The sequence below is a fragment of the Sorangium sp. So ce394 genome, from assembly GCF_051474665.1.
Taxonomy (GTDB): Bacteria; Myxococcota_A; Polyangia; order Polyangiales; family Polyangiaceae; genus Sorangium; species Sorangium cellulosum_D.
Genome location: NZ_CP150339.1, coordinates 5,532,079 through 5,557,445, shown reverse-complemented (window position 1 = coordinate 5,557,445; position 25,367 = coordinate 5,532,079). Strand labels below are relative to the sequence as shown.

Annotated in this window: 18 protein-coding genes; 12 read left to right on the top strand and 6 right to left on the bottom strand. The window is 72.2% G+C overall.

Annotated features, from left to right (window positions below; genetic code table 11):
• Positions 1-20: 20 nt before the first annotated feature.
• A complete protein-coding gene (locus WMF33_RS20345; RefSeq protein WP_437338696.1) occupies positions 21-2,348 on the top strand; it encodes a glucosyltransferase-I in 2,328 nt (775 codons plus the stop codon).
• A 164-nt stretch (positions 2,349-2,512) separates the two neighbouring features.
• On the opposite strand, the gene WMF33_RS20340 is transcribed toward WMF33_RS20345, so the two are convergent.
• The gene (locus WMF33_RS20340; RefSeq protein ID WP_437338695.1) at positions 2,513-5,362 is read right to left on the bottom strand and encodes an nSTAND1 domain-containing NTPase; all 2,850 of its coding nucleotides are present in this window, start codon (positions 5,360-5,362) and stop codon (positions 2,513-2,515) included.
• Between the two features lie 293 nt (positions 5,363-5,655).
• Between WMF33_RS20340 and WMF33_RS20335 the strand changes: the two genes are divergently transcribed.
• The 3 genes from WMF33_RS20335 to WMF33_RS20325 all read left to right on the top strand — a co-directional run bounded on the left by WMF33_RS20335 (position 5,656) and on the right by WMF33_RS20325 (position 9,853).
• Positions 5,656-6,669, top strand: a complete 1,014-nt coding sequence (locus WMF33_RS20335) for a hypothetical protein (protein ID WP_437338694.1) — start codon at positions 5,656-5,658, stop codon at positions 6,667-6,669.
• 106 nt (positions 6,670-6,775) lie between these two features.
• Entirely contained in the window at positions 6,776-8,821 is a 2,046-nt protein-coding gene (locus tag WMF33_RS20330; protein ID WP_437338693.1) for a DUF4215 domain-containing protein, read from the top strand.
• A gap of 18 nt (positions 8,822-8,839) precedes the next feature.
• Positions 8,840-9,853, top strand: a complete 1,014-nt coding sequence (locus tag WMF33_RS20325) for a hypothetical protein (protein WP_437338692.1) — start codon at positions 8,840-8,842, stop codon at positions 9,851-9,853.
• 25 nt (positions 9,854-9,878) lie between these two features.
• On the opposite strand, the gene WMF33_RS20320 is transcribed toward WMF33_RS20325, so the two are convergent.
• Positions 9,879-11,708: a sigma 54-interacting transcriptional regulator gene (locus tag WMF33_RS20320; RefSeq protein ID WP_437338691.1), complete on the bottom strand. Its 1,830-nt coding sequence runs from the start codon at positions 11,706-11,708 to the stop codon at positions 9,879-9,881.
• 157 nt (positions 11,709-11,865) lie between these two features.
• On the opposite strand from WMF33_RS20320, the gene WMF33_RS20315 reads away from it, so the two are divergent.
• Positions 11,866-12,219, top strand: a complete 354-nt coding sequence (locus WMF33_RS20315) for a hypothetical protein (RefSeq protein WP_437338690.1) — start codon at positions 11,866-11,868, stop codon at positions 12,217-12,219.
• Between the two features lie 48 nt (positions 12,220-12,267).
• On the opposite strand, the gene WMF33_RS20310 is transcribed toward WMF33_RS20315, so the two are convergent.
• Positions 12,268-13,485 (bottom strand): MFS transporter, encoded by a 1,218-nt coding sequence (locus WMF33_RS20310; RefSeq protein ID WP_437338689.1) that lies wholly within the window; start codon positions 13,483-13,485, stop codon positions 12,268-12,270.
• Between the two features lie 175 nt (positions 13,486-13,660).
• Here WMF33_RS20310 and WMF33_RS20305 point away from each other — a divergent pair, with 175 nt between their 5' ends.
• Together WMF33_RS20305 and WMF33_RS20300 are read left to right on the top strand one after the other, a co-directional pair.
• A complete protein-coding gene (locus WMF33_RS20305; RefSeq protein WP_437338688.1) occupies positions 13,661-14,791 on the top strand; it encodes a pirin family protein in 1,131 nt (376 codons plus the stop codon).
• A gap of 205 nt (positions 14,792-14,996) precedes the next feature.
• Positions 14,997-16,046 carry an endonuclease/exonuclease/phosphatase family protein gene (locus WMF33_RS20300; protein ID WP_437338687.1) on the top strand — a complete coding sequence of 350 codons (1,050 nt, stop codon included), beginning with the start codon at positions 14,997-14,999 and terminating at the stop codon, positions 16,044-16,046.
• 9 nt (positions 16,047-16,055) lie between these two features.
• Here WMF33_RS20300 and WMF33_RS20295 read toward each other — a convergent pair whose 3' ends face one another.
• From WMF33_RS20295 to WMF33_RS20285, 3 genes are all read right to left on the bottom strand, one after another.
• Positions 16,056-18,029 carry a serine hydrolase domain-containing protein gene (locus WMF33_RS20295; RefSeq protein ID WP_437338686.1) on the bottom strand — a complete coding sequence of 658 codons (1,974 nt, stop codon included), beginning with the start codon at positions 18,027-18,029 and terminating at the stop codon, positions 16,056-16,058.
• Between the two features lie 79 nt (positions 18,030-18,108).
• Positions 18,109-19,119 carry a helix-turn-helix transcriptional regulator gene (locus WMF33_RS20290; protein ID WP_437338685.1) on the bottom strand — a complete coding sequence of 337 codons (1,011 nt, stop codon included), beginning with the start codon at positions 19,117-19,119 and terminating at the stop codon, positions 18,109-18,111.
• Between the two features lie 112 nt (positions 19,120-19,231).
• Positions 19,232-20,152 carry an SMP-30/gluconolactonase/LRE family protein gene (locus WMF33_RS20285; protein ID WP_437338684.1) on the bottom strand — a complete coding sequence of 307 codons (921 nt, stop codon included), beginning with the start codon at positions 20,150-20,152 and terminating at the stop codon, positions 19,232-19,234.
• 529 nt (positions 20,153-20,681) lie between these two features.
• On the opposite strand from WMF33_RS20285, the gene WMF33_RS20280 reads away from it, so the two are divergent.
• The 5 genes from WMF33_RS20280 to WMF33_RS20260 all read left to right on the top strand — a co-directional run bounded on the left by WMF33_RS20280 (position 20,682) and on the right by WMF33_RS20260 (position 25,209).
• A complete protein-coding gene (locus WMF33_RS20280; RefSeq protein ID WP_437338683.1) occupies positions 20,682-21,680 on the top strand; it encodes a PAS domain-containing protein in 999 nt (332 codons plus the stop codon).
• 307 nt (positions 21,681-21,987) lie between these two features.
• Complete coding sequence (locus WMF33_RS20275) at positions 21,988-22,860, top strand: ABC transporter permease (protein WP_437338682.1); 873 nt, start codon at positions 21,988-21,990, stop codon at positions 22,858-22,860.
• A complete protein-coding gene (locus WMF33_RS20270; RefSeq protein ID WP_437338681.1) occupies positions 22,857-23,711 on the top strand; it encodes an ABC transporter ATP-binding protein in 855 nt (284 codons plus the stop codon). The genes WMF33_RS20275 and WMF33_RS20270 overlap by 4 nt, the downstream gene beginning before the upstream one ends.
• Entirely contained in the window at positions 23,708-24,757 is a 1,050-nt protein-coding gene (locus WMF33_RS20265; protein ID WP_437338680.1) for an ABC transporter substrate-binding protein, read from the top strand. The genes WMF33_RS20270 and WMF33_RS20265 overlap by 4 nt, the downstream gene beginning before the upstream one ends.
• The gene (locus tag WMF33_RS20260; RefSeq protein WP_437338679.1) at positions 24,754-25,209 is read left to right on the top strand and encodes a nucleoside deaminase; all 456 of its coding nucleotides are present in this window, start codon (positions 24,754-24,756) and stop codon (positions 25,207-25,209) included. The genes WMF33_RS20265 and WMF33_RS20260 overlap by 4 nt, the downstream gene beginning before the upstream one ends.
• Positions 25,210-25,367: the final 158 nt, after the last annotated feature.

The window sequence follows — 25,367 nt, the reverse complement described above, 5'->3', positions numbered from 1 at the left end:
GCTGGGCGCCTCGTCACGTCGTGGCGATCGTGTTCGTGATGGCGCTGATCGCCGCCGCGGGTGCATGCCTTCAGGGCGCGGTCGCTTGCGGTGGCGGCTTTTGCCCGATCGACCTTCAATGCGTCGTGCCCGAGAGAGGCAGACCCCAGTGCGTCGTCCCCGGCTACGACCATATCTGTGGCAACGGGATTCCCGAGGACAACGAGGTTTGCGACGACGGGAACACGGACGATCTCGACGGATGCAGCGCCGACTGCATGTCCGACGAGACCTGCGGCAACGACGTCGTCGATGAGGTGCAGGGCGAGGTCTGCGACGACGGCAACAACCGGGGCAACGACGGGTGCAGCGCCGACTGCACGTCCGACGAGCGCTGCGGCAACGGCATCTTCGACGCGAGCCGCGGGGAGACCTGCGACTGCGGCTCTGACGAAATCAAGTCGACCGACCCGCTGTGCCGCGAAGGCCAAAACTCGGACTTTCGCGGGTATTGCAGGCGCGACTGCAAGTTGCACTGCGGCGACGGGGAGCTGGCGCAGGATGAAGCCTGCGATCCCGGCCTGCCGATCACGACGTCCTGCGTCAACCTGCGCTACGATTTCGGCCGTCCGGGGTGCACCAGCTCCTGCGATGACCTGTCCGTCGGTTCGTGCGGAAGCTGGAACTGGCGTCAGCACGATCTTCTTACGTCGGGGCCGCTGAACGGCGTGTGGGAGAGCGGGCCGCAGGACGTCTTTGCCGTGGGGAGCCTCGGCACGATCCTGCACTACAACGGTCAGGACTGGCGGGCCATGCCGTCGCCCACGTCTGACACGCTGAACGGCGTGTGGGGGAGCGGGCCGCAGGATGTCTTCGCCGTGGGCTATAATGCGATCCTGCACTATGACGGTCAGGAATGGCAGACCATGACCTGGCCCAAGTCAGGCCCGACCACGCTCGAGAGCGTGTGGGGGAGCGGGCCGCAGGATGTCTTCGCCGTGGGTGACAACGGCACGATCCTGCGCTACGACGGCCAAAGGTGGGAACGCATGGCCTCGCCCAACTCGGAGTTTTTTTATGACGTGTGGGGGAGCGGGCCGCAGGATGTCTTCGCCGTGGGTAGCGCCAGGACGATCCTGCACTATGATGGCGAGCGCTGGCGGCCCATGAACTCGCTTGCCCCGGAGTGGGCCACGCTAAGGGGCGTGTGGGGGAGCGGGCCGCAGGATGTCTTTGCCGCGGGTGACGGCAGCACGATCCTGCGCTACGACGGCCGGGAATGGCAGAACATGACCTTGCCTACACGGGTGGAGACGTTCCATGACGTGTGGGGGAGCGGGCCGAAGAACGTCTTTGCCGTGGGTCTTCTGGGCAATCTTCTGCACTACGACGGCGAGGGCTGGCAGCTCATGCCCTTGCCGATCGCGGTGGAACAGCTGAATGGCGTGTGGGGGAGCGGGCCGCGGGATGTCTTCGTCGTGGGCGACAGCGGCGCCATCCTGAACTACAACGGCCAGAGCTGGCAGCCCATGACGTCGCCCACCTCGGCGTCGCTGTACAGCGTGTGGGGGAGCGATCCACGGGAAGCCTTCGCCGTGGGTGCGAACGGCACGATCCTGCACTACGACGGCGAGGGCTGGCAGGCCATGATCTCGCAAGCTCCGGGAACGCTGTATGGAGTATGGGGGAGCGATCCACGGAATGTCTTTGCCGTGGGTCCGAGCGGCACGATCCTGCACTACGACGGCCAGGGCTGGCAAGCCATGCCCCTGCCCGAGCCGGCGCGATCGCTGTCTGGTGTGTGGGGGACCGGGCCGCAGGATGTTTTTGCCGTGGGCGAGGCCGGCGCCATCCTGCACTACGACGGCGATGGCTGGCAGGACATGCCCCGGCCCGAATCGTTGCCGTCGCTGCGTGGCGTGTGGGGGACCGGGCCGCGGGATGTCTTCGCCGTGGGTGAGAAGGGCATGGATGAGAAGGGCACGATCCTCCACTACGACGGCCTGGACTGGCAGCACATGGAGCCGCCCCCATCGGACGTGTTGAACAACCTGTGGGGGACCGGGCCGCGGGATGTCTATGCCGTGGGTTACAAAGGCACGATCCTTCACTACGACGGCCAGGGCTGGCAGAAAATGGACTCGACCACGCTGGTCGATCTGTACAGCGTGTGGGGGACCGGGCCGAGGAATGTCTATGCCGTGGGTGCGTTCGGCACGCTCCTGCACTACGACGGCATCTCCTGGATCAAGCTCAATTCGACGACAGACCGCCCTCTTTACGCGATATGGGGCGCTGGGAGCTCGTCCTTTGTCGTCGGCGAGGACGGCGCCATCTACCGTCACAGCCGGACGGCGCCGCCGCTGTAGCCGCCCCGCCTCGAGCCCGCGGAGCGCTCCAGCGCAGCGCGCCGCACCCCGAAACCATGCCAGGAGCGCCCTCCGCACCGCCCATCTGCGCCGACCTCGCCGCCGCGGAACGACCGCCGCGACGTGACGAGGCCGTCCCCCACCCCGCCGAGGCGCGGCTCCGGCTACTTCAACTTCTCGTCGATCTTCCCCACGGTCCGCTGGATGAGGTGCTCCTGCTCGCGCTTGCTCTGCAGCATCGCCTCCGCCGCCGCCTTCGCCTTCCGCTCCTCCTCGGTGGCCTTCGCCTCGGCCTTTCGCGCCTCGACCTCGGACTGCTGCGCCGTGTCCCGCGCCGCCCGCGCCTCGCCCGCCGCCACGCGGGCCCGCTCGGCCTCGGCCTTAGCGCGGTCCCGGGCCTCCTCCGCCTCGCGCTGCATCGCCTCGGCCCGCCTCCGCTCGGCCTCGCTCTCCTGCCGCGCCCTCTCGGCCGCGCTCCGCTCCGCCTCCTCGCTCGCGAGCGCCTTCTTCAGCGTCTCCTCGGTCCTGCGGATCGCGTCGAGCTGCGCCGTGATCACCCCGTTCTGCCGGGTCAGCTTCACGATCCCCGCCCCCGCCGCGACCACCAGGAACGACAGCACCGCGATCGTCCCGGAGACGAGCCGGCGCCTCCGGCGCCGGGTCTCGTCCGCGAGCCGGAGCACCGCCTCCAGGAACAGCCGCTCCCGCTCCGGCAGCGCGCCCCGGTACCGCTCGCGAAAGCCGCGCGCCTCCTTCGCGACGTTGCCGCGCCAGAGCGTGTCCGCGGCGCGGCCGCTCGCGTCCCACAGCCTCGCCGCCGCGCGCAGCCGGTCCAGGAACACGGCGTCTTCCTGGCTCTCGTCGAGCCAGCGCTTGAGCGTCGGCCACCGCTCGATCAGCGACTCGTGCACGAGCTCCACCGTGCTGCCCGCGCGGTCGCTCCCCTTCTCGATCGCCACGAGCCGCCCGTCGGCCAGCTGCCCCACGACCCGCTCGATCTCGCCCGCGTCCCCGGGCAGCTCGCACAGCTCGCCCAGGCTCGCCACGGCGCGCGTCCGCTCCGGCGTCACCAGCCGCTCCAGGACCGCCCGCGCGAGCTTCGCCTGGCGCTCGCTCATCCCGGCCAGCAGCGTGTCGGCGTGGCTCGCCAGCGCGCCCGCCACCCCGCCGAGCGCCTCGTAGCTCGACCGCGTCAGCAGCCGCCGCCCCCGATCGCGCATCTCCCAGAGCCTCGCCGCCGTGAACTGGAGCAGCGGCAGCGCCCCGCGCGTCGTCGAGAGCGCGTCGAGGATGCCCTCGACCATCGCCGGGTCCTCGATCTCGTGCCGAACCGCCTCGATCGGCCTCACCAGCGCCTCGCGCAGCCCCTCGCGCCCCATCGGCCGGAGGAACACGAGGCCCCGGGTCATCGCCGCCATGAAGTGCTCGTGCTCGGCCATCCGCTCGAGGAAATCCGACCGCACCGACAGGACGACCCGCAGCGGGGAGGACGCGTCGTCGGCGATGCCCTCCAGGCACGCGAGGAACGCCGCGCGCTCGTCGGCCGGGGCGCCGAGCGTGACGAGCTCCTCGAACTGATCGACGAACAGCAAGAGGCGCCGCTGCGCCCGGGCCGCCCACCCGCGCAGCGCGGCGCCGAGCAGGCCAGGCTCGGCGCGCAGCCGTGGTGCCAGGGCCGCGCGCGTCCCCGCGGCGGTGTCGAAAGCGAGCGCCTGCACGTCGGTGCTCAGGGTCACGACAGGGCTGCCGAGGAGCTCCGCGAGCGCCCCCAGCGGCTCGCGCCCCGGTCGCAGGACCAGCGCCTCCCAGCCCTCGCCGGAGCGCTTGAGCGCCGGGATCACCCCGGCCCGCACCAGCGACGACTTCCCCGCCCCCGACGCGCCCGCGATCGCGAGCAGCGGCTGGCTGCGCAGGCGCGCGACGACGCCCGCGAGGTCCTGCGCGCGGCCGAAGAAGCGGTCGGCGTCGGCCTCCTGGAAGGACGAGAGGCCGGCGAACGGGCTCTCGTCGCTGCCCAGATGGATCTCCCGGCGCCCGGGCAGGAGGGGCAAGAGCTCGACGAGGAGCTCCTCGGCGGAGGCGTACCGCTCGGCCTTGCGCTTGCGCAGGCAGCGGTCGATGATCGCGCCGAGCGCGCCGACCTCCGGGTGGCGCGCGCTGACCTCGGGCATCGGCTCGTCGAGCCGCGGCACCGCGATGAGGTCCGGCATCCTGCACGGCGCGAGGGGATGAGCGCCGAGCACGAGCTCGTACAGCATGATGCCCACGGCCCAGACGTCGCTCGACGGGTCGACCTCCCGCCCTTCCCACTGCTCGGGGGACATGTACGGCAGCGTGCCGACGGCCGCTCCCGGGTGCGTCAGGCGCACGTCGTCGACGGCGGGGCGCTCGACGACCAGGCTCGCCTCGTCGTCGCGCAGCTTGGCGATGCCGAAATCGACCACCTTGATCGCGCCCGAGGCGTCCAGCATGACGTTCTCCGGCTTGAGATCGCGATGGACGATGCCGGACGCGTGCGCGCTCGCGAGCGCGCGCACGACGGGGACCATCATCTCGACGGCCAGGCCGGGCGGGACCGGCATCGTGGACGCCCGGCTGGGGGCGTCGGCGGGCTTGCGCTGCTTCATCCACGCGCGGAAGCTCTGCCCCTCGATGTACTCGAGCACCATGTACGGGAATCCGTCGTGCTCGTTCACCTCGTGGATCGTCACGATATGCTCGTGCTTGCAGCGCGCGGTGGCCTGCGCTTCGGCGAGGAAGCGTTGGACTCCGGTGCTGCTCAGCTTCGTGAGGAGCTTGATCGCGACGAGGCGAGCGAGCCGGAGGTCGCGCGCCAGGAAGACGACGCCCATGCCTCCCCGGCCGAGCTCGCGCAGGAGCTCGTAATGGCCGATGCGGGCGCCGGCGGACGGCGGCGACTTGCCTGGCTCGCGCGACGACGGCGGGTCGACCGTCGAGCGCATCGTCTGGGTCCTGATCATCTCGCGAGCGCCCGCGACCACGGCCGGGAGCATAGTACCGTTCCGGCGCGCGGCAGCATCCCTTTCACACGACGGCGCACGACCGCGCCCCTCCCACACGGCCTCCTGGGAGCTCACCCGGCTCCGAGCGGATCAGGCCGCCGACGGCACGTCCGGGCGCCGGCTTGCTGGGCAGGAGACCACGTGCGATCGTCGCCTCTCCTCGACTTGCGCTCGACGCGTCGATCGCGATATGCGCGCAACGTGCCCGGCGAGCCCGGGCGCGCGCCGATCGGGCGCGGGAGCGCAGGTCCCACGGACGCGCCGGAGGGGAGGCGCTCGGCTTCATGATGACGACCCGCAAGCAACCCGCTCGATTCGTGCTCTCGACAGCGCAGCTCCTCTTGCCCATCGCCGTCGTGACCCTGTGCGCTGGGCCCGCGCGCGCCGAGGAGGCGCCGCCAGCGCCATGGCACGAGGGGGTCTCCGAGGAGCGAAAGCAGCGGGCGCAGGCGCTCTTCGAGGAGGCGCGCGAGCTGCACCGGCGCGCGATGCTCGCCGAGGCGCGGGCCAAGTACGAGGAGGCGCTCGCTGCCTGGGAGCAGCCCGAGCTCCGGCTCTACCTCGGGCGCTTGTTGAAGCTCATGGGCCTGCCCCTCCTGGCCCACGAGAACCTGCGCCTCGCCCTGCGCTGGGGGCCCGGCTCGCTCGACGCCGAGAAAGAGCAGGAGGCGCGCGCGGCGATGCGAGCGCTCGCCGAGCGGGAGCTCGCCGCCATCCGGATCCGCTGCGACGAGCCGGGCGCCGTCGTGCTGATGGACGGCCAGCCCTGGTTCGTCGGCCCCGGCGTCGAGCGCCGGATGGTCATGCCGGGAGAGCACGTCATCACGGCGAGAAAGAGCGGCTATTCGACCGTGGTCAAGCCCATCCTCGTCGTCGCCGGCAAAGAGGCCTCGGGACGGGTCGCCCTGAGCGCCGATACCGTCGTCAGCAGGCCGCGGTGGGCCACGTGGCTCCCGTGGGCCACGCTCGGGGCGGGCGCGGCCCTGGGCGTCGCGGGCGGCGCGCTGATGTGGCATGCCGGCGCGGAGCACAAAGACGCTCACCTGGGCCTCCGGGCCGGCTGCGTCACGACGTGCGAAGCGTTCGATCGCGACGCGTACGATCGCAGCGTCCTCGAGAACCGGCTGGGGATCGGCGCCCTCGTCGCCGGCGGCGCGACCGTGATCACGGGGACGGTCCTGCTCTTCATGAACAGGCCCGAGGCCTACCGCGCCCCGGATCGCGGCGGTGTGACGATCGAGCTCCGGCCCGCCGCGTCGCTCGAGGGTGCGATGCTGTCCGGCCGGGTGGTGTTCTGATCCGACCGAAAGGCGAGGTAGAATGCGAAGGCGGGACGAGGATGCGAGCCCAGCGGTCTCGGGCCTGTGGCGAGGCGGAGGAGCGCTCCGCCATGCGGCTGCGGCCGTGTTCGTGCTGGCTTTGTTCTGTATCGCGGGTGCGTGCCTCCAGGGCGGGATCCCGTGCGACGGCGGGGTTTGCCCGTCCGGCTACACCTGCGTCTCCGCTACGTGCGTCGCCTCGACGAGCGTCAACACCTGCGGCAACGGCGTCGTGGAGGCCGGCGAGGACTGCGACGACGGCAACCAGGTCGGCGGCGACGGCTGCGGCAGCACGTGCGTGCATTGCGGCGACGGGGAGCTGACACGGGATGAGATCTGCGACACCCAATTGCCGGTCACGATATCCTGCGTCTCGCTGAGCTACGACTTCGGCCGCCCGGGGTGCGTCAGCTCCTGCGATGACCTGTCCGTCATCCCGTGCGGAAGCTGGAACTGGCGGCGGCAGGAGCGCGTGACCTCGCGAGCGTTGCGCGCCGGTTGGAGCTGGCGGCAGGAAGCGTTTGCCGTGGGTGACGGCGGCGCGATCGTTCGCTACAACGGCCAGTCCTGGCAGACCCTGCCCTCGCCCACGTCGGAAGCGTTGTCGGGCGTGTGGGGGAGCGGGCCGCGCGATGTCTTCGCCGTGGGTTCTGAAGGCACGATCCTGCACTACGACGGTGAGGACTGGCACGCCATGCCCTCGCCCACGTCGGAAGCGTTGTCGGACGTGTGGGGGAGCGGGCCGCGCGATGTCTTCGCCGTGGGCGCTCGGGGCACGATCCTGCGCTATGACGGTCAGGGCTGGCAGGCCATGCCCTCGCCCACGTCGGAGGCGTTGTCGGGCGTGTGGGGGAGCGAGGCGCACGATGTCTTCGCCGTGGGGTCTGAAGGCACGATCCTGCGCTACGACGGTCAGGGCTGGCGGGTCATGCCCTCGCCGACGTCGGAAGCGTTGTCGGGCGTGTGGGGGAGCGAGGCGCACGACGTCTTCGCCGTGGGTGATCAGGGCACGATGCTCCGCTACGACGGTCAGGGCTGGCAGGCCGTGCCCTCGCCCACATCGAAGGCTTTGTCGGGCGTGTGGGAGAGCGCGCCGGACAATGTCTATGTCGTGGATGTCGAGGGCACGATGCTGCACTACGACGGCGAGGGCTGGCGGCGCATGACGTTGCCCACGACGTTGCCCGAGGAGGTGTCCTCGCGGCAGGTACGGTTGCATGATGTGTGGGGTAGCGGACCGCAGGACGTCTTCGCCGTGGGGAACGGAGGCACGACGCTGCACTACAACGGCCAGGACTGGCAGAACATGACCTCGCCCACGACGGCATGGATGAGCGGCGTATGGGGGAGCGGACCGCGCGATGTCTTCGTCGTGGGTGATGGAGGCACGATCCTGCGCTACGACGGCCACAGCTGGGAGGAGGAGATCCCGCCCACGAAGCCATCGTTGAACGGCGTGTGGGGGAGCGGGCCGCAGGATGTCTTCGTCGTGGGTTCTGAAGGCACGATCCTGCACTACGACGGCCAGGGCTGGGAGGATGAGAGCTGGCCTTCGAAGCCATGGTTGAACGGCGTGTGGGGGTACGGGCCGCAGGATGTCTTTGCCGTGGGTTCTGAAGGCACGATCCTGCACTACGACGGCCAGGGCTGGCAAAAAATGCCCTCGCCCGCACGGGAGGCATCGTTGAAGGGCGTGTGGGGGAGCGGGACGACGGATGTCTTCGCCGTGGGTGATCGGGGCACGATCCTGCACTACGACGGCGAGGGCTGGCAGAAAATGCCCTCGCCCGCACCGGAGGCATGGTTGACCGGGGTGTGGGGGAGCGGGCCGCAGGATGTCTTCGCCGTGGGTTCTGAAGGCACGATCCTGCACTACGACGGCCGGGGCTGGAAGGCCATGAGCTCGACCACGCTGATAACGCTGAATGGGGTGTGGGGGCGCGGGCCGCGGGATGTCTTTGCCGTGGGCCAGTTCGGCGAGCTCCTGCACTACGACGGGACCTCCTGGCTCAAGCTCGATCCCACGACGGATCGCATCTTTTTCGCGGTCTGGGGCACCGGGAAATCGTCCTTTGTCGTCGGCGAGGGCGGCGCCATCTATCGTCACATCCGGACGGTGCTGCCGCGGTAGTGGGAGGCGCTCGGCTTCATGACGACGACCCGCAAGCGACCCGCTCGATTCGCGCTCTCGACAGCGCAGCTCCTCTTGCCCATCGCCGTCGTGACCCTGTGCGCCGGGCCCGCGCGCGCCGAGGAGGCGCCGCCGGGGCCATGGCACGAGGGGGTCTCCGAGGAGCGAAAGCAGCGGGCGCGGGCGCTCTTCGAGGAGGCGCGCGAGCTGCACCGGCGCGCGATGCTCGCCGAGGCGCGGGCCAAGTACGAGGAGGCGCTCGCGGTCTGGGAGCAGCCCGAGCTCCGGCTCTACCTCGGGCGGGTGTTGAAGCTCATGGGCCTGCCCCTCCTGGCCCACGAGAACCTGCGCCTCGCCCTGCGGTGGGGGCCCGGCTCGCTCGACGCCGAGAAGGAGCAGGAGGCGCGCGCGGCGATGCGAGCGCTCGCCGAGCGGGAGCTCGCCGCCATCCGGATCCGCTGCGACGAGCCGGGCGCCGTCGTGCTGATGGACGGCCAGCCCTGGTTCATCGGCCCCGGCGCCGAGCGCCGGATGGTCATGCCGGGAGAGCACGTCATCACGGCGAAAAAGAGCGGCTATTTTACGGTCGTCAAGCCCATCCTCGTCTTCGCCGGCCAAGAGGCTTCGGGCCAGATCGCCCTGAGCGCCGACACCGTCGTCAGCAGGCCGCGGTGGGCCACGTGGCTCCCGTGGGCCACGCTCGGGGCGGGCGCGGCCCTGGGCGTCGCAGGCGGCGCGCTGATGCGGCATGCCGCCGCCGAGCAGAAAGCAACCGACGGTCGCCTCAAGGCCCGCTGCGAGCCGTCGTGCAAGCCGTTCGCGTCGGACGCGTACGACGGCTCCGACCTCGCGAGGGGGCTGGGGATCGGCGCCCTCGTCGTCGGCGGAGCGACCGTGATCACGGGGACGGTCCTGCTCTTCGTGAACGGGCCCGAGGCCTACCGCACCCCGGATCGCGGCGGGGTGAAGCTCGAGCTCCGGCCCGCCGCGTCGCCCGATGCTGCGGCGCTGTCGGCGCGCCTCGTGTTCTGATCCGTCCGGGGACCGGACCGCTCCCTCACGGGCTCCGCTTCCCCTCTCGCGTGGAGATGCCGTATTGCTTGAGCTTGAACGTGAAGGTGCGGACGGGCATCCCGAGGAGCGCCGCCGCCCGCTTCTGGACCCCGTCCGCGGCGTCGAGCGCCTGGCGCATGCGCGTGCACTCGATCTCTCGGAGCTCCTCGGCGATGGGCTTGAAGCGGGAGGGCCCCGCCGCGGGCGGCGCCGACGGATCCGCCGCGGGCCGCGGCGGGAGCTCGATCCCGGCGATGCGCTCGGGCAGGCCCCAGGGCTCGATCACCGGGCCGTCCGCCGTGGCGGCGGCGTACTCCATCGCGTTCTTGAGCTCGCGCACGTTGCCGGGGAACGGGTGCGCGAAGAGCGCGGCGAGCGCGGCCTCCGAGAGATCGAGCGCGGGCCGACCGGCCCGGGCGCACGCCTCGGCGAGGAACAGGCGGGCCAGGATCGGCAGCTCGCGCCGCCGGTGCCGGAGCGGGGGCAGCTCGACGACGGCGGCGCTCAGGCGGAAGAGCAGATCTTGACGGAACCGGCCGGCGCGGACCTCCTCCTCGAGGTCGCGGTTGGTGGCGGCGACGATGCGGATGTCCACCTCGCGATCACGCACGTCGCCGAGGCGCGTGATCCGCTTCGCCTCGAGCGCGCGGAGCAGCTTGGCCTGCGCGCCGAGGGGCAGCTCGCCGATCTCGTCGAGGAAGACGGTGCCGCCGTGCGCCCGCTCCAGCAGGCCGGGCTTGGGCGCCCGCGCCTCCGAGAAGGCGCCCTTCTCGTAGCCGAAGAGCTCGCTCTCCACCAGCGTCTCCGGGAGCGCGGCGCAGTTGAGCGTGATCATCGGCTTCTGGGCCCGCGCCGACCAGTGGTGCACGGCGGCCGCGGCGTTCTCCTTGCCCGCCCCCGTCTCGCCGAGGACGAGCACCGGCAGATCGCTCGCCGCGAGGCGCCGGATCAGCTCGAACAGCCGGATCATGGCCGAATCGGCCACCACGACGGTGCGCTCGCCGATGACGTGCCGGACGGCGGCCTCCGAGGCGGAGGCGATCGCCCCCGGGGCGGCGATCGACGCGGCGGTCCGCGCGCCGGCGAGGAGCGTCTCGGTGTCGCCGCCGTCGAACGGGTAGCAGGCCAGGCCGGCGCGCGCCTCGGGGGAGAGCGGCGCGATCGCCTCGAGCACCTGGAGCGCCGCGGCGCGCGCCGCCTCGCCGCCGAGCTCGGGGAACCCGATGGCGAGCTGAGAGGCGCCGTCCCAGGCGACGATGTCCACGAGCCGGAGCGCCGAGAGCGCCCGCTGCTCCAGCGTCGTGCGCATCTGCACGGACCCGAGGGACACCACCGCCAGGCCGAACGGCCGCGCCGAGTCGGCGGCGCGCTCGATCTCCTCCTCGACGCGCCGGCGCAGCCGGCCCATCTCGATGAGGGCGCTGCCCCGCGACGGCGACTCGCGCCGGAGGATCAGCGTGGTGTCGCCCATGGTGATGACGTCGCCGGAGCCGAGCGCGCGCGAGCCCTCGATGCGCTCGCCGTTGACGAGCGTGCCATTGTGGCTGCCGAGATCGGCGATCCGGATCTCGCCCCGGGAAAAGACGAGCTCGGCGTGCCGCCGGGACACCGCGGCGGTGTCGAGCCGCACGTCGGCGTCGTCGCTGCGCCCCACGACGAGCACGCCGTCGTCCGGCAGGGCGCGCCGGTACGACGAGGAAGCGCCGATGACGAGGAGGTAGGAGTAGATTCCCCGGCTGTCCGGGGACTGCCGCAGATCGAAGGTCTGCGTCGTCAACGGCGAGCTCGCGAGGCCGCTCATCAGCCCGAAGCTATACCCGAAGCGCTCGCGCATGCAAGGCGCGAGCCTCCCTCGGCGACGCCGGCAACAGCGCTTTCGGCGGCTCGAGCGTCGATGGGGTGAACGGGGCGTCTCCGAGGGATTCGCCCTCCCGCGCCGGAACCTTCGGCGCCAGCGCCTGTCAAGAGCGCTGGTCAAGGAGGCACTCGTCATGGCTGAAGCGTTCCACATGGGCGGCTGGGGGATGTATCCGACGTTGGTCTTCGGTCTCCTGCTCCTCGCCGCGTCCGTCCGTTATGCGGTCTCGCCCGAGCGGCGGTTCGTGCCGCTCCAGATCAGCCTCGGTATCCTCACGCTGGTGTCCGGCGGCCTCGGGTTCGTCAGCGGCACCATCAAATCGCTCACCCTCATGGGCGCGGTGCCGCCCGACGCGCGCTGGCTGTGGATCGTCGGCCTCGGCGAGTCGCTCAACAACATCGCGCTGGCGCTCGCGCTCCTCATCCTCTCGTCCCTCGCCGCGACCGTCGGCGCTTATCGCATCTCGCAGACGAGCCCCGCCCGCTGACGCCCGCGCCCCCGCGCTCGCGCCGCGGCCGGGCGCGCGGCGGCACGGCTACGTGCGCTGGGCGGCGGCGAGGGTGACGCGCCGCTCGATCCCGAGGAACAGGAGCGGGAGCGCGAGCGTGAAGGCGATCGAGAGCGCGGCGACGGCGGGCATGCCGTCGAGGCGCCGATCCGGCAGCTCGTGGAGCATCCTCGCCGACCAGAACGCCGCGATGGCGGACGCCATGTGCTGCACGGCCGACTGCATCGAGGTGAAGCGCGCGCGCTCGGCCGGGCGCGGCACCTTGGACGTCAGCGTGCTGTGAGAGACGTTGCGGAACGTCATGCCGAGCATGAAGACGATGAAGATGACGAGCACGGGCAGCCCCGGCACGTACGAGAAGAAGCCGGCGTAGAGGACGCCCACGAGCACCGCCGCGCCCACCGAGCCCGTCTGGAACGCGCCGAAGCGGTCGACGAGCGGCCCCACCGCGCGCATCGCGAAGAAGCTGACCAGGCCCCCCACGAAGTAGAGCAGCCCGAGCCGCTCGCGCGGGTACCCGAGGTTGTACTGCACGTACGCGGAGATGTTGGGGATCACGAGGAACGACGCCATCGTCACGGTCGCCGTCGTCGCGTACGAGAGCATCACGATCGGCCGGCCGAGGAGGGCGCGGAGCTCGCTCAGGGCGCCGCCCGACGGCGGCTCGCCGGCGAGGTGATCGCGCATCGAGGGCAAGAGGAAGACCGCGAGCCCGGCGACGAGCAACCCGAGCGCGGCGACGGCGAAGAACGGCAGCGGGAAGCCGCCGCGCCGGGCGAGCTCGAGCCCGGCCGGGATGCCGAACACCGAGGCGACCGAGAACGAGCCCATCACGACGCCCATCGCCTTGCCGCGGCGCTCGGGCGGGATGACGTCCGCGACGATGGAGAACGCGACCGAGGTCGCGGGCCCGCCGAACGCCCCGGCGAGCACGCGCGCCGCCATGAGGCTCGGCAGCCCGGTCGCGAAGCCGCCGGCCGCGGTGCCGACGACGAGGCCGAGCATCGCCACCGCGAGCGCGCTGCGCCGGTCGAACCGGTCGAGGAAGAACGCGCCGGCGAGGCCCGACAGCGCGGCCGACGCGGTGTAGCTGCCGCCGATGAGGCCGATGTCGGACATCGGGATGCCCAGGGCGACCGCGAAGTCCGGCCCGAGCGGCATCACCATCACGAAGTCGAGGATGTTGATGAACTGGACCGCAGCGACGAGGAAGATGATGCTCCGCTCGGAGCGAGGTGTGGACACGAGGATCGACTGTAACCCTTGGCGAGGCGCTCGGACGAGGAGAATACGGATCCAGCACGTTGCGCGCGGGCGGCTCGATGGTCGCTCGATGGTTGCTGGCGTTGCTGGCGTTGCTGGCCACGCAACGCCGCGTTGCGCGCGCGCACCGTTGTCCGTCCGCGGGCGGCACCTTACGATGGCTGCCATGGATCGCCGCACTGCCCTCGGGGCCCTCGCCGCCGCGCCCGTCGCGGCCGCGTGCGCCCGCACCGAGCCCTCGCCCAGCCGCACCGATGAAGCCGCGCTCGCCGCGGAGGACGTGGTCCGCGGCGTCGCGCCGCTCGGCTCGCCCTGGGAGACGCTCGACCCGTTCCTGTTCTGCGTCCACCACGACGACGCGTACCCGGCCGGCAACGAGCGGATGGGGCCGGCCGCCTCGCTCGCGGGCCGCGCCATCGGCCGCGATTTCGCGGGCAAGGACGGCTGGCGCATGTACCACGGCGCGGTGGTCCCCGGCTTCCCGCAGCACCCGCACCGCGGCTTCGAGACCGTGACGATCGTGCGGCGCGGGCTCGTCGATCATTCGGACTCGCTCGGCGCGGCCGCGCGCTACGGCCGCGGCGACGTCCAGTGGCTCACGGCGGGGAGCGGCATCGTGCACGCGGAGATGTTCCCGCTCGTCGAGGAGGGCGGGCCCAATCCACTCGAGCTCTTCCAGATCTGGCTCAACCTCCCGCGCGCCGACAAGCTCGCCGACCCGCACTTCGTGATGATGTGGGGCGACACGATCCCGAAGCAGCTCGCGCGCGACGCCGCCGGCAGGGCGACCGAGATCACCGTGGTCGCCGGCCGCTTCGGCGAGCTCCGCCCGCCGGCCCCGCCGCCGAAATCGTGGGCGGCGCGCGCGGACGCCGACGTCGCGATCTGGACGCTCAAGATGGCGCCGGGCGCGCGGTTCGCGCTGCCGGCCGCCTCTCCGGGGACGAACCGCGCCCTCTACTTCTTCCGCGGCGCCGAGCTGCGCGTCGGCCCCCGCCGCGTCCCCGGGGGCCAGCGGATCACGCTCCGCGACGGCGCCGCCGCGCTCCTCGAGAACGGCCCCGACGAGGCCGAGATCCTGCTCCTCCAGGGCCGGCCCATCGGCGAGCCCGTCGCGCAACACGGCCCCTTCGTGATGACCTCGATGGCCGAGGTCCAGCAGGCCTTCCTCGACTACCGGCGGACCGGCTTCGGGGGGTGGCCGTGGCCGAGCGACGATCCGGTCCACGGGCGCGCGGAAGGCCGGTTCGCGCGGTACCCCGACGGGCGCGTCGACAAGGCAGGATGATCCGCGCCGGGGCGAGCCCGGCGCTTCCGCGCGAACGCCGGCCCTCGGCGATGCTGGACAGGCGCCTGCGCCAGCGAGGCGGCCGACCGACATCCCAGGATCGCGCGGCGAGCAGCGCCACGACGGCGCCGCAGACGAGGGCGCGAATGCGGCGACGACAGCCGTGTTCGCGCCGACGGGCACACCGCGTGCATCGCCGCGCGCGATGCCGTTCCGGATTGCCACCTTCAATGCAGGGCTCGCCGTCGGGGTGCTGCCGTACGCGACGGAGCGCGTGCCGCGCGTGGTCGAGGCGCTCGCCGCGCTCGACGTGGACCTCCTGTTCGTGCAGGAGTTCTGGCTCGACGCGCACTGGGATCTGCTCCGCCGAGCGCTGGAGTCGCGCCTGCCGCACGCGCTCCGGCCGGAGCCCGCGCACCCGGCCCCGCGCGCGGCGTGCGGCGCCTCCCAGGTGAGGCCGCTCGTCGCGTGCGCTGAGGCGAAATGCAGCGGGCTGACGGACGAGGCGCTCGCGCGCTGCGTCGTGCAGAGCTGCGCGCCCACCGCGCTCGCCCTCCCCACCCCGTGCCTCAACTGCATCGCGAGCCGCCCTGTCGGCACGATCCACGAGATCGTCGACCGGTGCGTCGGGGACCCGGCGACGCCCGCGGCGCCGGCCGCGGGCTCGTCGTCGCGCTTCGGCGGGCTCATCGCGTACGGCGGCTCGTTCGGCACGGGGCTGCTCGCGGCCGCGCCGCTCGACGATCGCGACCTCCTCGTGTTCGAGTCGACCGTGAACGCCCGCGGCGCGCTGTACGCGCGCGTCGCGGCGGCCGAGCTCGGCGCGCTGCACGTGTTCGCGGCGCACCTGTCGCCGGGCGGCCCGGAGCAGCCGCCCCAGCTCGAGCGGCTGCTCGACTGGGTCGACGCGAAGGCGGGCGGCGCGCCGGCGCTGCTCCTCGGCGATCTCAACACCACGCCCGGCTCGTCGCTGTTCCGCCGCCTGGAGCGCGCCGGGTTCCGCGACGCCGACGTACCCGATCGCCGCGCGACCTTCTCGCACGACGGGCTCGGCACGGGCGACGTCGAGGACTCGGGCTGGCGGCTCGATCACGTGCTCGTGCGCGGCCTCGACGCGGGCCTCCGCGCGGACCGCATCCTGGACGCGCCCATCACGATCCAGGCCGCGGGGCGCGCCGTCCGGACGACGCTGTCGGATCATTTCGGCGTCCTGGCCACGATCGAAGGCGCCGGCGCGGAGCGGGCCGCCCGCTGACGCCGCGCCTCAGGGCCTCTCCGGGCACCTGCCCGCCTGGGGCGCCGCCTCGAGCTCGAGCTCGCGGACGCGGCCGGGCGCGCCGGGATCGAGCTCGAGCTTCATCACCATGTTCCCGCCGCGCTCGCACACGAGGCGGAAGGAGTGCTCCTGCTCCCCGTCGGACTCGATCGATCCGCCGAGCTTGCACCGCCCGTGCGCCGCGCGCAGCTCGGAGAGCTCTCGCTGGACGGCGCCCTCGTCGACGGCGTGCGAGAACACCTGCTGGAAGGGAGCCGCCTTCTGGCCGGAGGCGAGCGCGACGACCTGCTCCGCGCTGCGCTTCATCGCCTCGGTGGGCGGCGCGACGGCGCTGAAACGAAAGGCGCTGATCTTCGATGTCCCGGCGTCGAGGGTGAGCTTGGCCGCCATGCGCCCTCGCTCGCAGGCCATCGCGAACCGCGCCTCGCGCGCCCCCTTGGACGAGATCAGCGCGCCGGGCTTGCAGGCGCCGTGGTCCTTCCGCAGGCGCTCGACGATCTCCTCGAACGCGCCCGGCGAGACGTGCTCGACGAAGCCCTTCGTGAAGAGCTCTTCGTAACGCGCCCGCTCGAAGCGGTCGTACAGGGCGACGGACGCCTGGAAGGCCGACTCCAGGCGAGGGCTCGGGCGCTCCTTCCGGGGCGCGGTGACGCCGGCGCGCCGGAGCGCCGCGCGCACCTCGCCGAGCAGCGCCTCGCGGTCCGTGTCGACGAGGCTCGAGAGCAGCACGAGCCCCACGCCGGCGCGCGGATAGAGCTCCACCCAGGCGGAATATCCGTCGACCGCCCCGCTGTGCAGGACGACCTCTTCGTCCTCGCAGCTCTCGAGAGCGCGCCAGGCGAGCCCGAGCGCGCTCGCCCTCGCGTCGACCGCGTAGCGGCCCTCGGGACGCGCCGGGTCGACCGAGAGGTGCGCGGGCCGCGCCGCGGTGTGGGCCTCGCGGATCGAGCTCCGCCGGAGGGGGCCCGCCTCCGCGCCGCTGCGCGGCGGATAGGCCGAGAGCTGGAAGGCGGCGTAACGTGCCATGTCGCGCACGGACGCATAGAGCCCGCCGGCCGCCTCGGACGCGCCGAACCGCCAGTGGGGCTCCGGCTTCAGCTTGCCGTGCTTCTTCACGTGCCCTGTCGCGAGGCGCCCCGGGGGGACGGCGCCCTCGTCCCAGACCGAGGACGTCATGCCGAGCGGCGCGAGGATCGTCTCGCTCACGTAATCGCGGTAGCGGCGCCCGGAGACGCGCTCGACGACGAGCCCGAGGAGGGAGAACCCGAAGTTCGAATAGACCTCCTTCGTCCCGGGGACGTACTCCAGGGCCGTGCCGGGCACCGCCGCGCGGACCTCTGCCGCGGTGACCTCGCGCGTCGAATCCGAGTAATCGAACCGACCGAGCCGCGGCAGCCCCGAAGCATGGGTGAGCAGGTGCCGCAGCGTGATCCGCGGCGAGTCGGCGGTCGGATAGACGACCTCCGCGAGCTCCGGGAGGTAGCGCGACGCGGGGTCGTCCAGCGCGAGCTTGCCCTCGTCGCGGAGCTTCAGGATCGCGGCCGCGGTGAAGGTCTTCGTGATCGAGCCGACGCGGTAGACGGTATCGGCGTCCGGCGCCGCCCCGGTCGCCGGATCGATCGCGCCGAAGCCCCGGGAGACCGCGAGCTCGCCGCCCTCGACGATGCCGATGGCGAACCCCGGCAGCTTCTGTCGATCGAGCTCGGCGCCGAGGTGGGCCTCGATCTGCGGCACGATCGCGAGGAGCTTCGTCCGGCGCCCGGGGTCGTCGACCCACGCGGGCGGGTCCTCGGCGACGAGGATCGGCGCGTCGGCCGGCGCGGGCGGCGCGGGCGATGGCGCGGCCGCCGCCGCCGCGCGGGGGGCCGGCCGCGGCGCCGGGGCCGCGGGCGCGACGGGCCGCTCGCCCGCGGCGCAGCGGGTCAGCGTGAGGAGCAGCGACAGGAGGGCGGCGCGGCGCATGGGCGATGCGCGAGGCTACCAGGACCGGGTGGCCGGGGTCATCGCTCGGCGCGGGCGCGCCGGGGGACGCGCGCGCCCGTCACCCGGCGCGGGCGGCGGGCGGCGGCTCGGGCGGCTCGCTCCAGCAATCGTTCGCGCCGGCCCGGTGCTGCGCGCGGTACTCCGACGGGCTGACGCCCTCGGATCGCCGGAACTGCTCGGCGAAGCGCGACGCCGAGTCGTAACCGCAGGCCGTCGCGACCTCCAGCACGCCGTGGCGCCCCGAGCGCAGGAGCGTCTTGGCCAGCTCGAGGCGCTCCTTCCACAGGAGGGCCCGGAACGAGACCCCCTTCGCGCCGAGCCGGCGGCGCAGCGTCGCGTTGCTCACCCCGAGCGCGCGCGCCACGTCCTGCGCCGCCCAGGGGCGCGCCGGATCGCGGCGCACCAGCGTCCGGACCGCGAGCGTCGGATCGAGCGCCAGCGTCGACGCGGCGGCGCGCCCCTCCTCGAGCTGCTCCCGGTGCTGCAAGAGCAGGGTCAGGACGAGGTCCTCCAGCCGGTGCTCGAGGAGCAGCGCGTGCGCGCCGGGCAGGAGGAGCGTGCTCACGAGGTGGATCATCGCCTGGATCGACGGCAGCGCGGAGCGCAGGAGGTGCGGCCGATCCGCCTCGAAGCCGCCGAGCCCCCGCTGGACGCAGAGCGTGGGGTAGCGGCGCTGGAGCCGCGCGTCGACCTCGCTCAGGAGCTCGACGGTGAACGCGCGGTAGACGCCGCGCTCGGGGTCGGGCTCGTTCACGAGCTCGAGGGGGATGCCCTGCGGCACGAGCAGGATCTGCCCTTCCCGGGCCACGAGGCGCGCGTTGCCGTCCGGGCCGTCGAGGAAGATCCGCTTCGTGCCGTCGAGGATGAGCACGATGAGCGGCCGGGAGAGCCGCTGGATCGAGACCCGATCGCGCGCGCGGGAGAAGACCCCGATCCACCGGGCCAGGCCGGCGCCGTTCGCGCCGCCCGCCGCGGACGCGCGCTCCAGGCGGGCCAGGGCCTCCCGGAGCGCGCTCCAGGCCTGGGCGTGATCGGAGGGCTCGAGCAGTCGTGTGAGCTGGGTCGTCATCGTCGCTCCTGATCCTGGACCGTGGCTCGCTCGCCGCGGGACGCCCGCCAGACCGGCCGGGGGGCAGAGCGTAACCGCGGAGGTACGCGGGCCAAAGCGCTCTTCCGCCGGATCATCGGACGTCGAGCAGGACGACCTCGTCATCGTTGAAGAGCGGGACCAGCAGGCGATTCCTCGATCGGTCCCAGCCGAGGTCGGCCGGGCTCGGGAGGCCCTCGGCGAGGGTGGAGACGCGCGGCGCCGCGCCCCCGGCCGGGTCGATCGCGAAGACCGCGCCCGCGTCCCAGCTCGACACGAGGACCCGGCCGTCGTCGAGGCGCACGAGGCCGTCCAGCGAGCCCGCCGGCAGCGCGAGCTCGCGCCGCCTCTCGCCCGAGGCGTCGTACACGTCCACCCGCGCCGCGCCGAGGTAGGCGACCCAGATCTCGCCGTCCGCGCACGCGACGCCGTTCGGGTGCGGCAGCGCGGGGTCGGCGACGATGCGCGACACCTGCCCGCTCGGCGCGATCACGACGAGCGCGTCCGTGCCGACGCCGGTGATGGCGCCGCCCTCGAGGGTCACGCCCGTGTCGGACACCACGATCGCGCCGTCGGGCATGACCGCGATGTCGTTGAGCAGGCCGGCGCCGGGCACCTCGATGTCCTGGATCGGCGCGCCGTCGCCCGCGTCGAAGACGCGGACCGCATCGATGTCGGCCACGTAGAGCTTTCCGCCCGCGATGGCCATGCCCTTGGGGGCGCTCAGGGTGACGCCCTCCGAGGCGCCGTCGATCCACGTGAGGTCGAGGACCTCGCCGTCCGGAGAGACGCGCGAGATGAAGCCTCGATCGTCCTTGTCGACGGGCGAGCCGACGATGTTCGAGACCAGGTACACGTCGCGCTCCTCGTCGTGAAGCACGGACTCGGGCGTGGTGAAGCCGCCGACGCTGCGGCGCTCCGGCGCGCCCGGCGCCGCGTCTTCGGCGCACGCCTGGAGGACGACGGCGGACAGGGAGACGAGGACTGCAGCGAGGCGCTTCGGGTGCGATTTCATGGGGGCTCTCTCGGTTGAACACGGCCGGCGACGCGCCGGGTGTGCGCCTACCGTGCTCCCGGTCGCCGCGCGGCGCGCGCCCGCGGCGCTCATTGACGCGCCCGAAACGCTCACGGCGACGCCGGGCCGTCCGGCCCCGCGAGAAGAAGAGTCCTCTCCTCGGCGTCCTGGCGCCTCATCTCCATGTCTGAGCAGCGGTCTCGGGCTCCGTGAGACGAGCATGCCAATCGTCCTCGGCTCACGTCCAATGGGCGCGCTCGGAGTACAGCTTGAACATCGCGCGCCGCGAGGGCCGGATCTCCACGAGGGCGACGAACGTCTTGGTCGAGAACGATAGAGCCCGCCTGTCCGCCAGGGCCACGTCACAACGCGACGACGCCAAACGCGACGAGTGCGACGAGCGCGACGAGTACGACGAGTACGACGAGTACGACGAGTACGACGAGTGCGACGCTAGGACCTCGTTTGACCAGTGTTGCGCTCCAGACAATCATGCGCTAAATGTGGCGGCCAGCACGTGGTACACTGAATGCGGTCCGAGCCACACAACGACACGCCGAACGACACGCCGCTGGAGGAGCAGGTAGCCGCGCTGCGGAGGCGCGTCGCAGAGCTGGAGGAGGAGCTGGCCGAGGCGCGGCGTCCGCGCGAGAACACACCTGCCGAGGAGCAGCACGGGCTCCTGGCCAAGTTCTTTTCGGTGGACGGCTCCGGCCACGCCGCGCTCCTCGACGCGATCCCGGCGATGGTGTTCTTCAAGGATCGCGACCACCGCTACCTCGCCGTCAACAAGGCCTACGCCGATCACTATCGCCTCTCGGCCGACAAGATCATCGGGAAGCGCGACGAGGAAATCTTCGTCCCGGAGGTCGCGCAGAGCTACCGCGAGAACGACGAGATCATCATGTCGGACGGGGTGCCGCGGCTGAACGTGGAGCTCCGGTGGAAGCTCGAGGACGGGAGCGACGGCTGGACGCTGGAGAACAACGTCCCCTTCCGCGACGACAGCGGCCGCGTGATCGGGATGGTCGGGGTCGTGGTCGACATGACCGCACGAAAGAGGACGGAAGAGTCGCTGCGGCAGATCGAGTCCGACCTCCTCGCCAGCCAGTCGCGGCTCCTCGAGACGATAGCCGCCCTCTCGACGCCGGTGCTGCCGATCGACGATGGCGTCCTCGTCCTGCCGCTCGTCGGCCACCTCGACCGTTCTCGGTGCCGGAAGCTCATGACGGCGATGCTGCACGGCGTGGAGCGCCATGACGCCGAGTTCGTGATCCTCGATCTCACCGGCGTCCCGCTCATCGACGGCGACGTCGCGAATCACATCCTGCGCGCGGTGCAGGCCGTGGTTCTGCTCGGCGCGCAGTGCGTCCTCGTGGGCATGTCCGCGCGCACCGCCGGCTCGCTCGTGAACACCGGCGAGTCGCTCGACGAGCTCGTCCTCCTGCGGGATCTCCGGGCCGGCGTGCGCTACGCGATGGCCCGGCGCAAGGCGCTCGCCCGCGTCGATCCGATGATGCTCCCGTAGGCGGCCCGAGCACGCGACGCGCGCCGCGCCCCTCACCCGCTCACGGCCGGCGGCCTGCGCCTGCCGCGGCGCTCAACGCCTCTCCTCGCACCTCCACCCATCGTGCGCGACCCGGGGCGCGCGCCCGCGAGCGCCAGATCTCACTTGACGGTCTGCCGCCGGGCTGGTGACATCGCTTCAGGATCGTCCTCACGAAGGTCGTTTGGAAGGTCGGTTGATCGCCTGCAGAACAGGCGCGGACCAGAGCTCGTCTTCGGGGCCCAATCGCCTCTCGTCTGGGCTCGCTCTGCCTCGAAAGAACGTCACGATGGGAGGCACGGAGGCCTTCACGAGGATGCTTGTCGACCCGAAGCTGCGCGCGCCGTCGCGCCAGTGCGGACAGGCGCCCCCCCGCTGGCTCGCGCTCGGGCGCGCGCTCCCGGGTCGGGCTCGCCTCGCGCTCGCGGCGGCGAGCTTCCTCTCGATGATCGCGCTCTACGCCTGGCTCCCGGATCGCGACGGGGCGAGCGCCGCCGTCGTCCCCACCCTCGCGAGCATCGGGCGCGCCACGGCCGACGCGCTCGCCGCCAGGGAGTTCTGGGTCGACGTCCAGCACAGCTTCCTGCGCGTCACGGCCGGGTTCGCCGCCGCCGCGCTCCTCGCCGTCCCCCTCGGCGTGCTCGCCGGCGCGTTCCGGTCGATCGCCGCGCTGCTCGAGCCGCCGGCCGAGTTTCTCCGCTACGTCCCGGTCCCGGCGCTCATCCCGCTCGTCATGATCGCGGCGGGCATCGGCGAGGGCGCGAAGGTCCTCCTCGTGTTCCTGGGGACCTTCTTTCAGCTGCTGCTCATGACCGCGGACGAGGTGCGGCGGGTCCCGGCGCACCTGCTCCACGTCAGCCAGAGCCTCGGCGCGAACCGGCGCGAGATCGTCTGGCGCGTCCTCGCCCCGGCCGCCCTCCCGGGGATCTGGAGCGCGCTGCGCATGTGCAACGGCTGGGCGTGGAGCTACGTCGTCGTCGCGGAGCTCGTGGCGGCGACCGAGGGCCTCGGCTTTCGCATCCTGCGCTTCTACCGCTTCATCCAGACGCCGAGCATCTACGCATACCTCCTGGTGCTGGGGTTCCTCGGCCTCGGGCTCGACTGGGTGTTCCGCGCGGCCTCTCGCCGCCTCTTCCGCTGGACGAGAGGCGCCGGGGCATGAAGCTGTCGCTGCGCGGCGTCAGCAAGACGTACTCCGGCCGCCGCGGCGAGACGGACGCCCTCGTGCCGCTCGACATGGCCGTCCGCGAGGGCGAGTTCATCAGCCTCGTGGGCCCCTCCGGGTGCGGCAAATCGACGCTCTTGCACATCGTCGCCGGCCTCGAGCCGGCGACCTCCGGCGCCGTCGAGCTCGACGGCGAGCGCGTCCTCGGCCCCGGCGCCGAGATCGGCCTCATGTTCCAGCAGCAGACGCTGTTCCCCTGGCTCAGCGTCCGCGAGAACGTCCGCTTCCCGCTGACGCTCGCGCACCACCGCGACCGCGCGGCCGGGGGCGACCGCGGCAGGGAGGCGGCGCGGGTCGAGAGCCTGCTGCGCCTCGTCGGGCTCTGGGACTTCCGCGACAGCTACCCCGCGGAGCTGAGCGGCGGCATGCAGCAGCGCGCCGCCCTCGCGCGGGCGCTCGTCGGCAAGCCCGAGGTGCTGCTGATGGACGAGCCGTTCGGCGCGCTCGACGCGCAAACGCGCGAGCAGATGCAGGAGCTCGTGCTCCACCTCATCCAGCACCACCGCATTACCACGCTGTTCGTCACGCACGACGTGGACGAGGCCCTGCTCCTGTCCGATCGCGTCGCCGTCTTCTCGGAGCGGCCGGGGCGCGTCCTCGCCACCCTCGACGTGACGTTCGCGCGGGCGGCGCGCTCGTCGGCGCTCAAGCTCGACGAGGCGTTCCTGCACCAGAAGCGCGAGATCCTGGCGCTGCTGCGCGGGCGCGATCGGTTCGAGACGCAGCGCGATCGCCTGCTGTTCGGGCTCACCAACACGCAATCGAACTCGGGAGAAGGGGGACCATGAAACGAAGGACCGTCTTGCAAGAGCTCGGGGCGGCGCTCGCCTGCCTCGTCCTGTCCGTGGGCTGCTCGAACAAGGACGCGGCGCCGAGCGCGCCGGGCGCCGCCGCGGGCCCTAGCGCGGGCGCCGGGGCCGCCGCGCCGCCGGCCGCGGCGCCCGTGAAGCTCACCGTCGGTCACGACCTGTGGATCGGCTACTCGGGCGTCTTCCTCGCGAACGAGCTCGAGCTGTTCAAGAAGGCCGGGCTGACCGTGGAGCTCAAGCCGTTCTCGAACCCCGGGGACACGCTCGCGGCGCTGGCCGCGGGGCAGCTCGACGTCGGCCTCACCACCCTGCAGAACCTGGCGGTCTTGCACGGCAACAGCGAGTCGGACGTCGTGGCCATCGCCCTGGTCGACAGCTCGAACGGCGCGGACGCCGTGGTGGCGAAGGAGAGCATCAAGACCATGGCCGATCTCAAGGGCAAGACGGTCGCCCTCACGCTCGGCGAGGTCAACCACATGCTGTTCCTCTTCGGCCTCGAGAAGAGCGGTGTCAGTCCGGGCGACGTCAAGATCACGAGCATGAGCGCCGACGACGCGGGCGCCGCGTTCGTCGCCGGGAAGGTCGACGCCGCGGTCACCTGGGAGCCGTGGATCACCAAGGCCACCAAGAACGGAGGCCACGTGATCTTCTCGAGCGCCAGCATGCCCGACACGATCACGAACTCGGTGGCCGTGCAGCGGTCGAAGCTCGCCTCCGGGGGCGACGCCTACACGCGCCTGCTCGGCGCCATCGATCAGGGGGTCAAGACGCTGCGCAGCGAGCCGGACAAGGCCCATCCCATCATCGGCAAGTACTTGAACGCATCGCCCGAGGACGTGAAGGGCATGCTGAGCGGCGACAAGATCTACGACCTGGCCGACAACAAGCAGCTCTTCGGCGCAGCGGACAAGGCCGGCCCCGCCTATGCCTCGGTGAAGTCGGTTGTCGACTTCACCGTCCAGTCGAAGCTCGTCAAGAAGGCGCCGGCGCCCGAAGCGCTGCTCGACCCGAGGTTCGTCCGATGACCCGCGACGACGAGCTCATGGGGCGGGCGCTGGAGCTCGCGCGCGGCGCGCAGCGCGCCGGCGAGCCGCCGTTCGGCGCGCTGGTGGTCGCCCCGGACGGCACGATCGTGGCCGAGGCGACCGACGAGGTGAACGGCCAGCGCGACTTCACGTACCACGCCGAGGTGGGCGCCGTCCGCCGCGCCTGCGCGGCCGTCGGGCCCGACTTGCAAGGATACACCCTCTACACGACGGTGGAGCCGTGCCCGATGTGCTTCACCGCGGCCTGGCTCGCCCGGATCAGCCGCGTCGTCTTCGGCTGCACGATGGCGGAGGTCACGGCGGCGACCGGCGGCGCGCAGCGCGAGCTCACCGTCCCGGCCCGGTGGATGAACGAGCATTCCGGCGCTCCCGTCGACCTCCTGGGCGGCGTCCGCGACGCGGAGTGCCTCGCGCTGTTCGGCCGAGCGTAGCGCGCGGGACGGACGGGCTCGCCGCCGGAGCCCGGGCGCGGGTGACCGCGGCTGACGAAGGACTGCTGCTGAGGAAGCAGACGCGCTGAACCGCTGCTCGGATCCGAGCAGCACGCGGGGCGAGCGCGCCGGAGGGGCGCCGAAAATCTCGGTCGGAC

Excerpts from the sequence above, each read along its gene's own strand:
- WMF33_RS20260 (WP_437338679.1), top strand. The coding sequence starts at position 24,754 with ATGACCCGCGACGACGAGCTCATGGGGCGGGCGCTGGAGCTCGCGCGC.
- WMF33_RS20340 (WP_437338695.1), bottom strand. The coding sequence starts at position 5,362 with ATGCTCCCGGCCGTGGTCGCGGGCGCTCGCGAGATGATCAGGACCCAG.
- WMF33_RS20320 (WP_437338691.1), bottom strand. The coding sequence starts at position 11,708 with ATGCGCGAGCGCTTCGGGTATAGCTTCGGGCTGATGAGCGGCCTCGCG.
- WMF33_RS20290 (WP_437338685.1), bottom strand. The coding sequence starts at position 19,119 with ATGACGACCCAGCTCACACGACTGCTCGAGCCCTCCGATCACGCCCAG.
- WMF33_RS20325 (WP_437338692.1), top strand. The coding sequence starts at position 8,840 with ATGACGACGACCCGCAAGCGACCCGCTCGATTCGCGCTCTCGACAGCG.
- WMF33_RS20335 (WP_437338694.1), top strand. The coding sequence starts at position 5,656 with ATGATGACGACCCGCAAGCAACCCGCTCGATTCGTGCTCTCGACAGCG.
- WMF33_RS20280 (WP_437338683.1), top strand. The coding sequence starts at position 20,682 with ATGCGGTCCGAGCCACACAACGACACGCCGAACGACACGCCGCTGGAG.
- WMF33_RS20295 (WP_437338686.1), bottom strand. The coding sequence starts at position 18,029 with ATGCGCCGCGCCGCCCTCCTGTCGCTGCTCCTCACGCTGACCCGCTGC.
- WMF33_RS20270 (WP_437338681.1), top strand. The coding sequence starts at position 22,857 with ATGAAGCTGTCGCTGCGCGGCGTCAGCAAGACGTACTCCGGCCGCCGC.
- WMF33_RS20305 (WP_437338688.1), top strand. The coding sequence starts at position 13,661 with ATGGCTGCCATGGATCGCCGCACTGCCCTCGGGGCCCTCGCCGCCGCG.
- WMF33_RS20315 (WP_437338690.1), top strand. The coding sequence starts at position 11,866 with ATGGCTGAAGCGTTCCACATGGGCGGCTGGGGGATGTATCCGACGTTG.
- WMF33_RS20285 (WP_437338684.1), bottom strand. The coding sequence starts at position 20,152 with ATGAAATCGCACCCGAAGCGCCTCGCTGCAGTCCTCGTCTCCCTGTCC.
- WMF33_RS20275 (WP_437338682.1), top strand. The coding sequence starts at position 21,988 with ATGGGAGGCACGGAGGCCTTCACGAGGATGCTTGTCGACCCGAAGCTG.
- WMF33_RS20300 (WP_437338687.1), top strand. The coding sequence starts at position 14,997 with ATGCCGTTCCGGATTGCCACCTTCAATGCAGGGCTCGCCGTCGGGGTG.
- WMF33_RS20265 (WP_437338680.1), top strand. The coding sequence starts at position 23,708 with ATGAAACGAAGGACCGTCTTGCAAGAGCTCGGGGCGGCGCTCGCCTGC.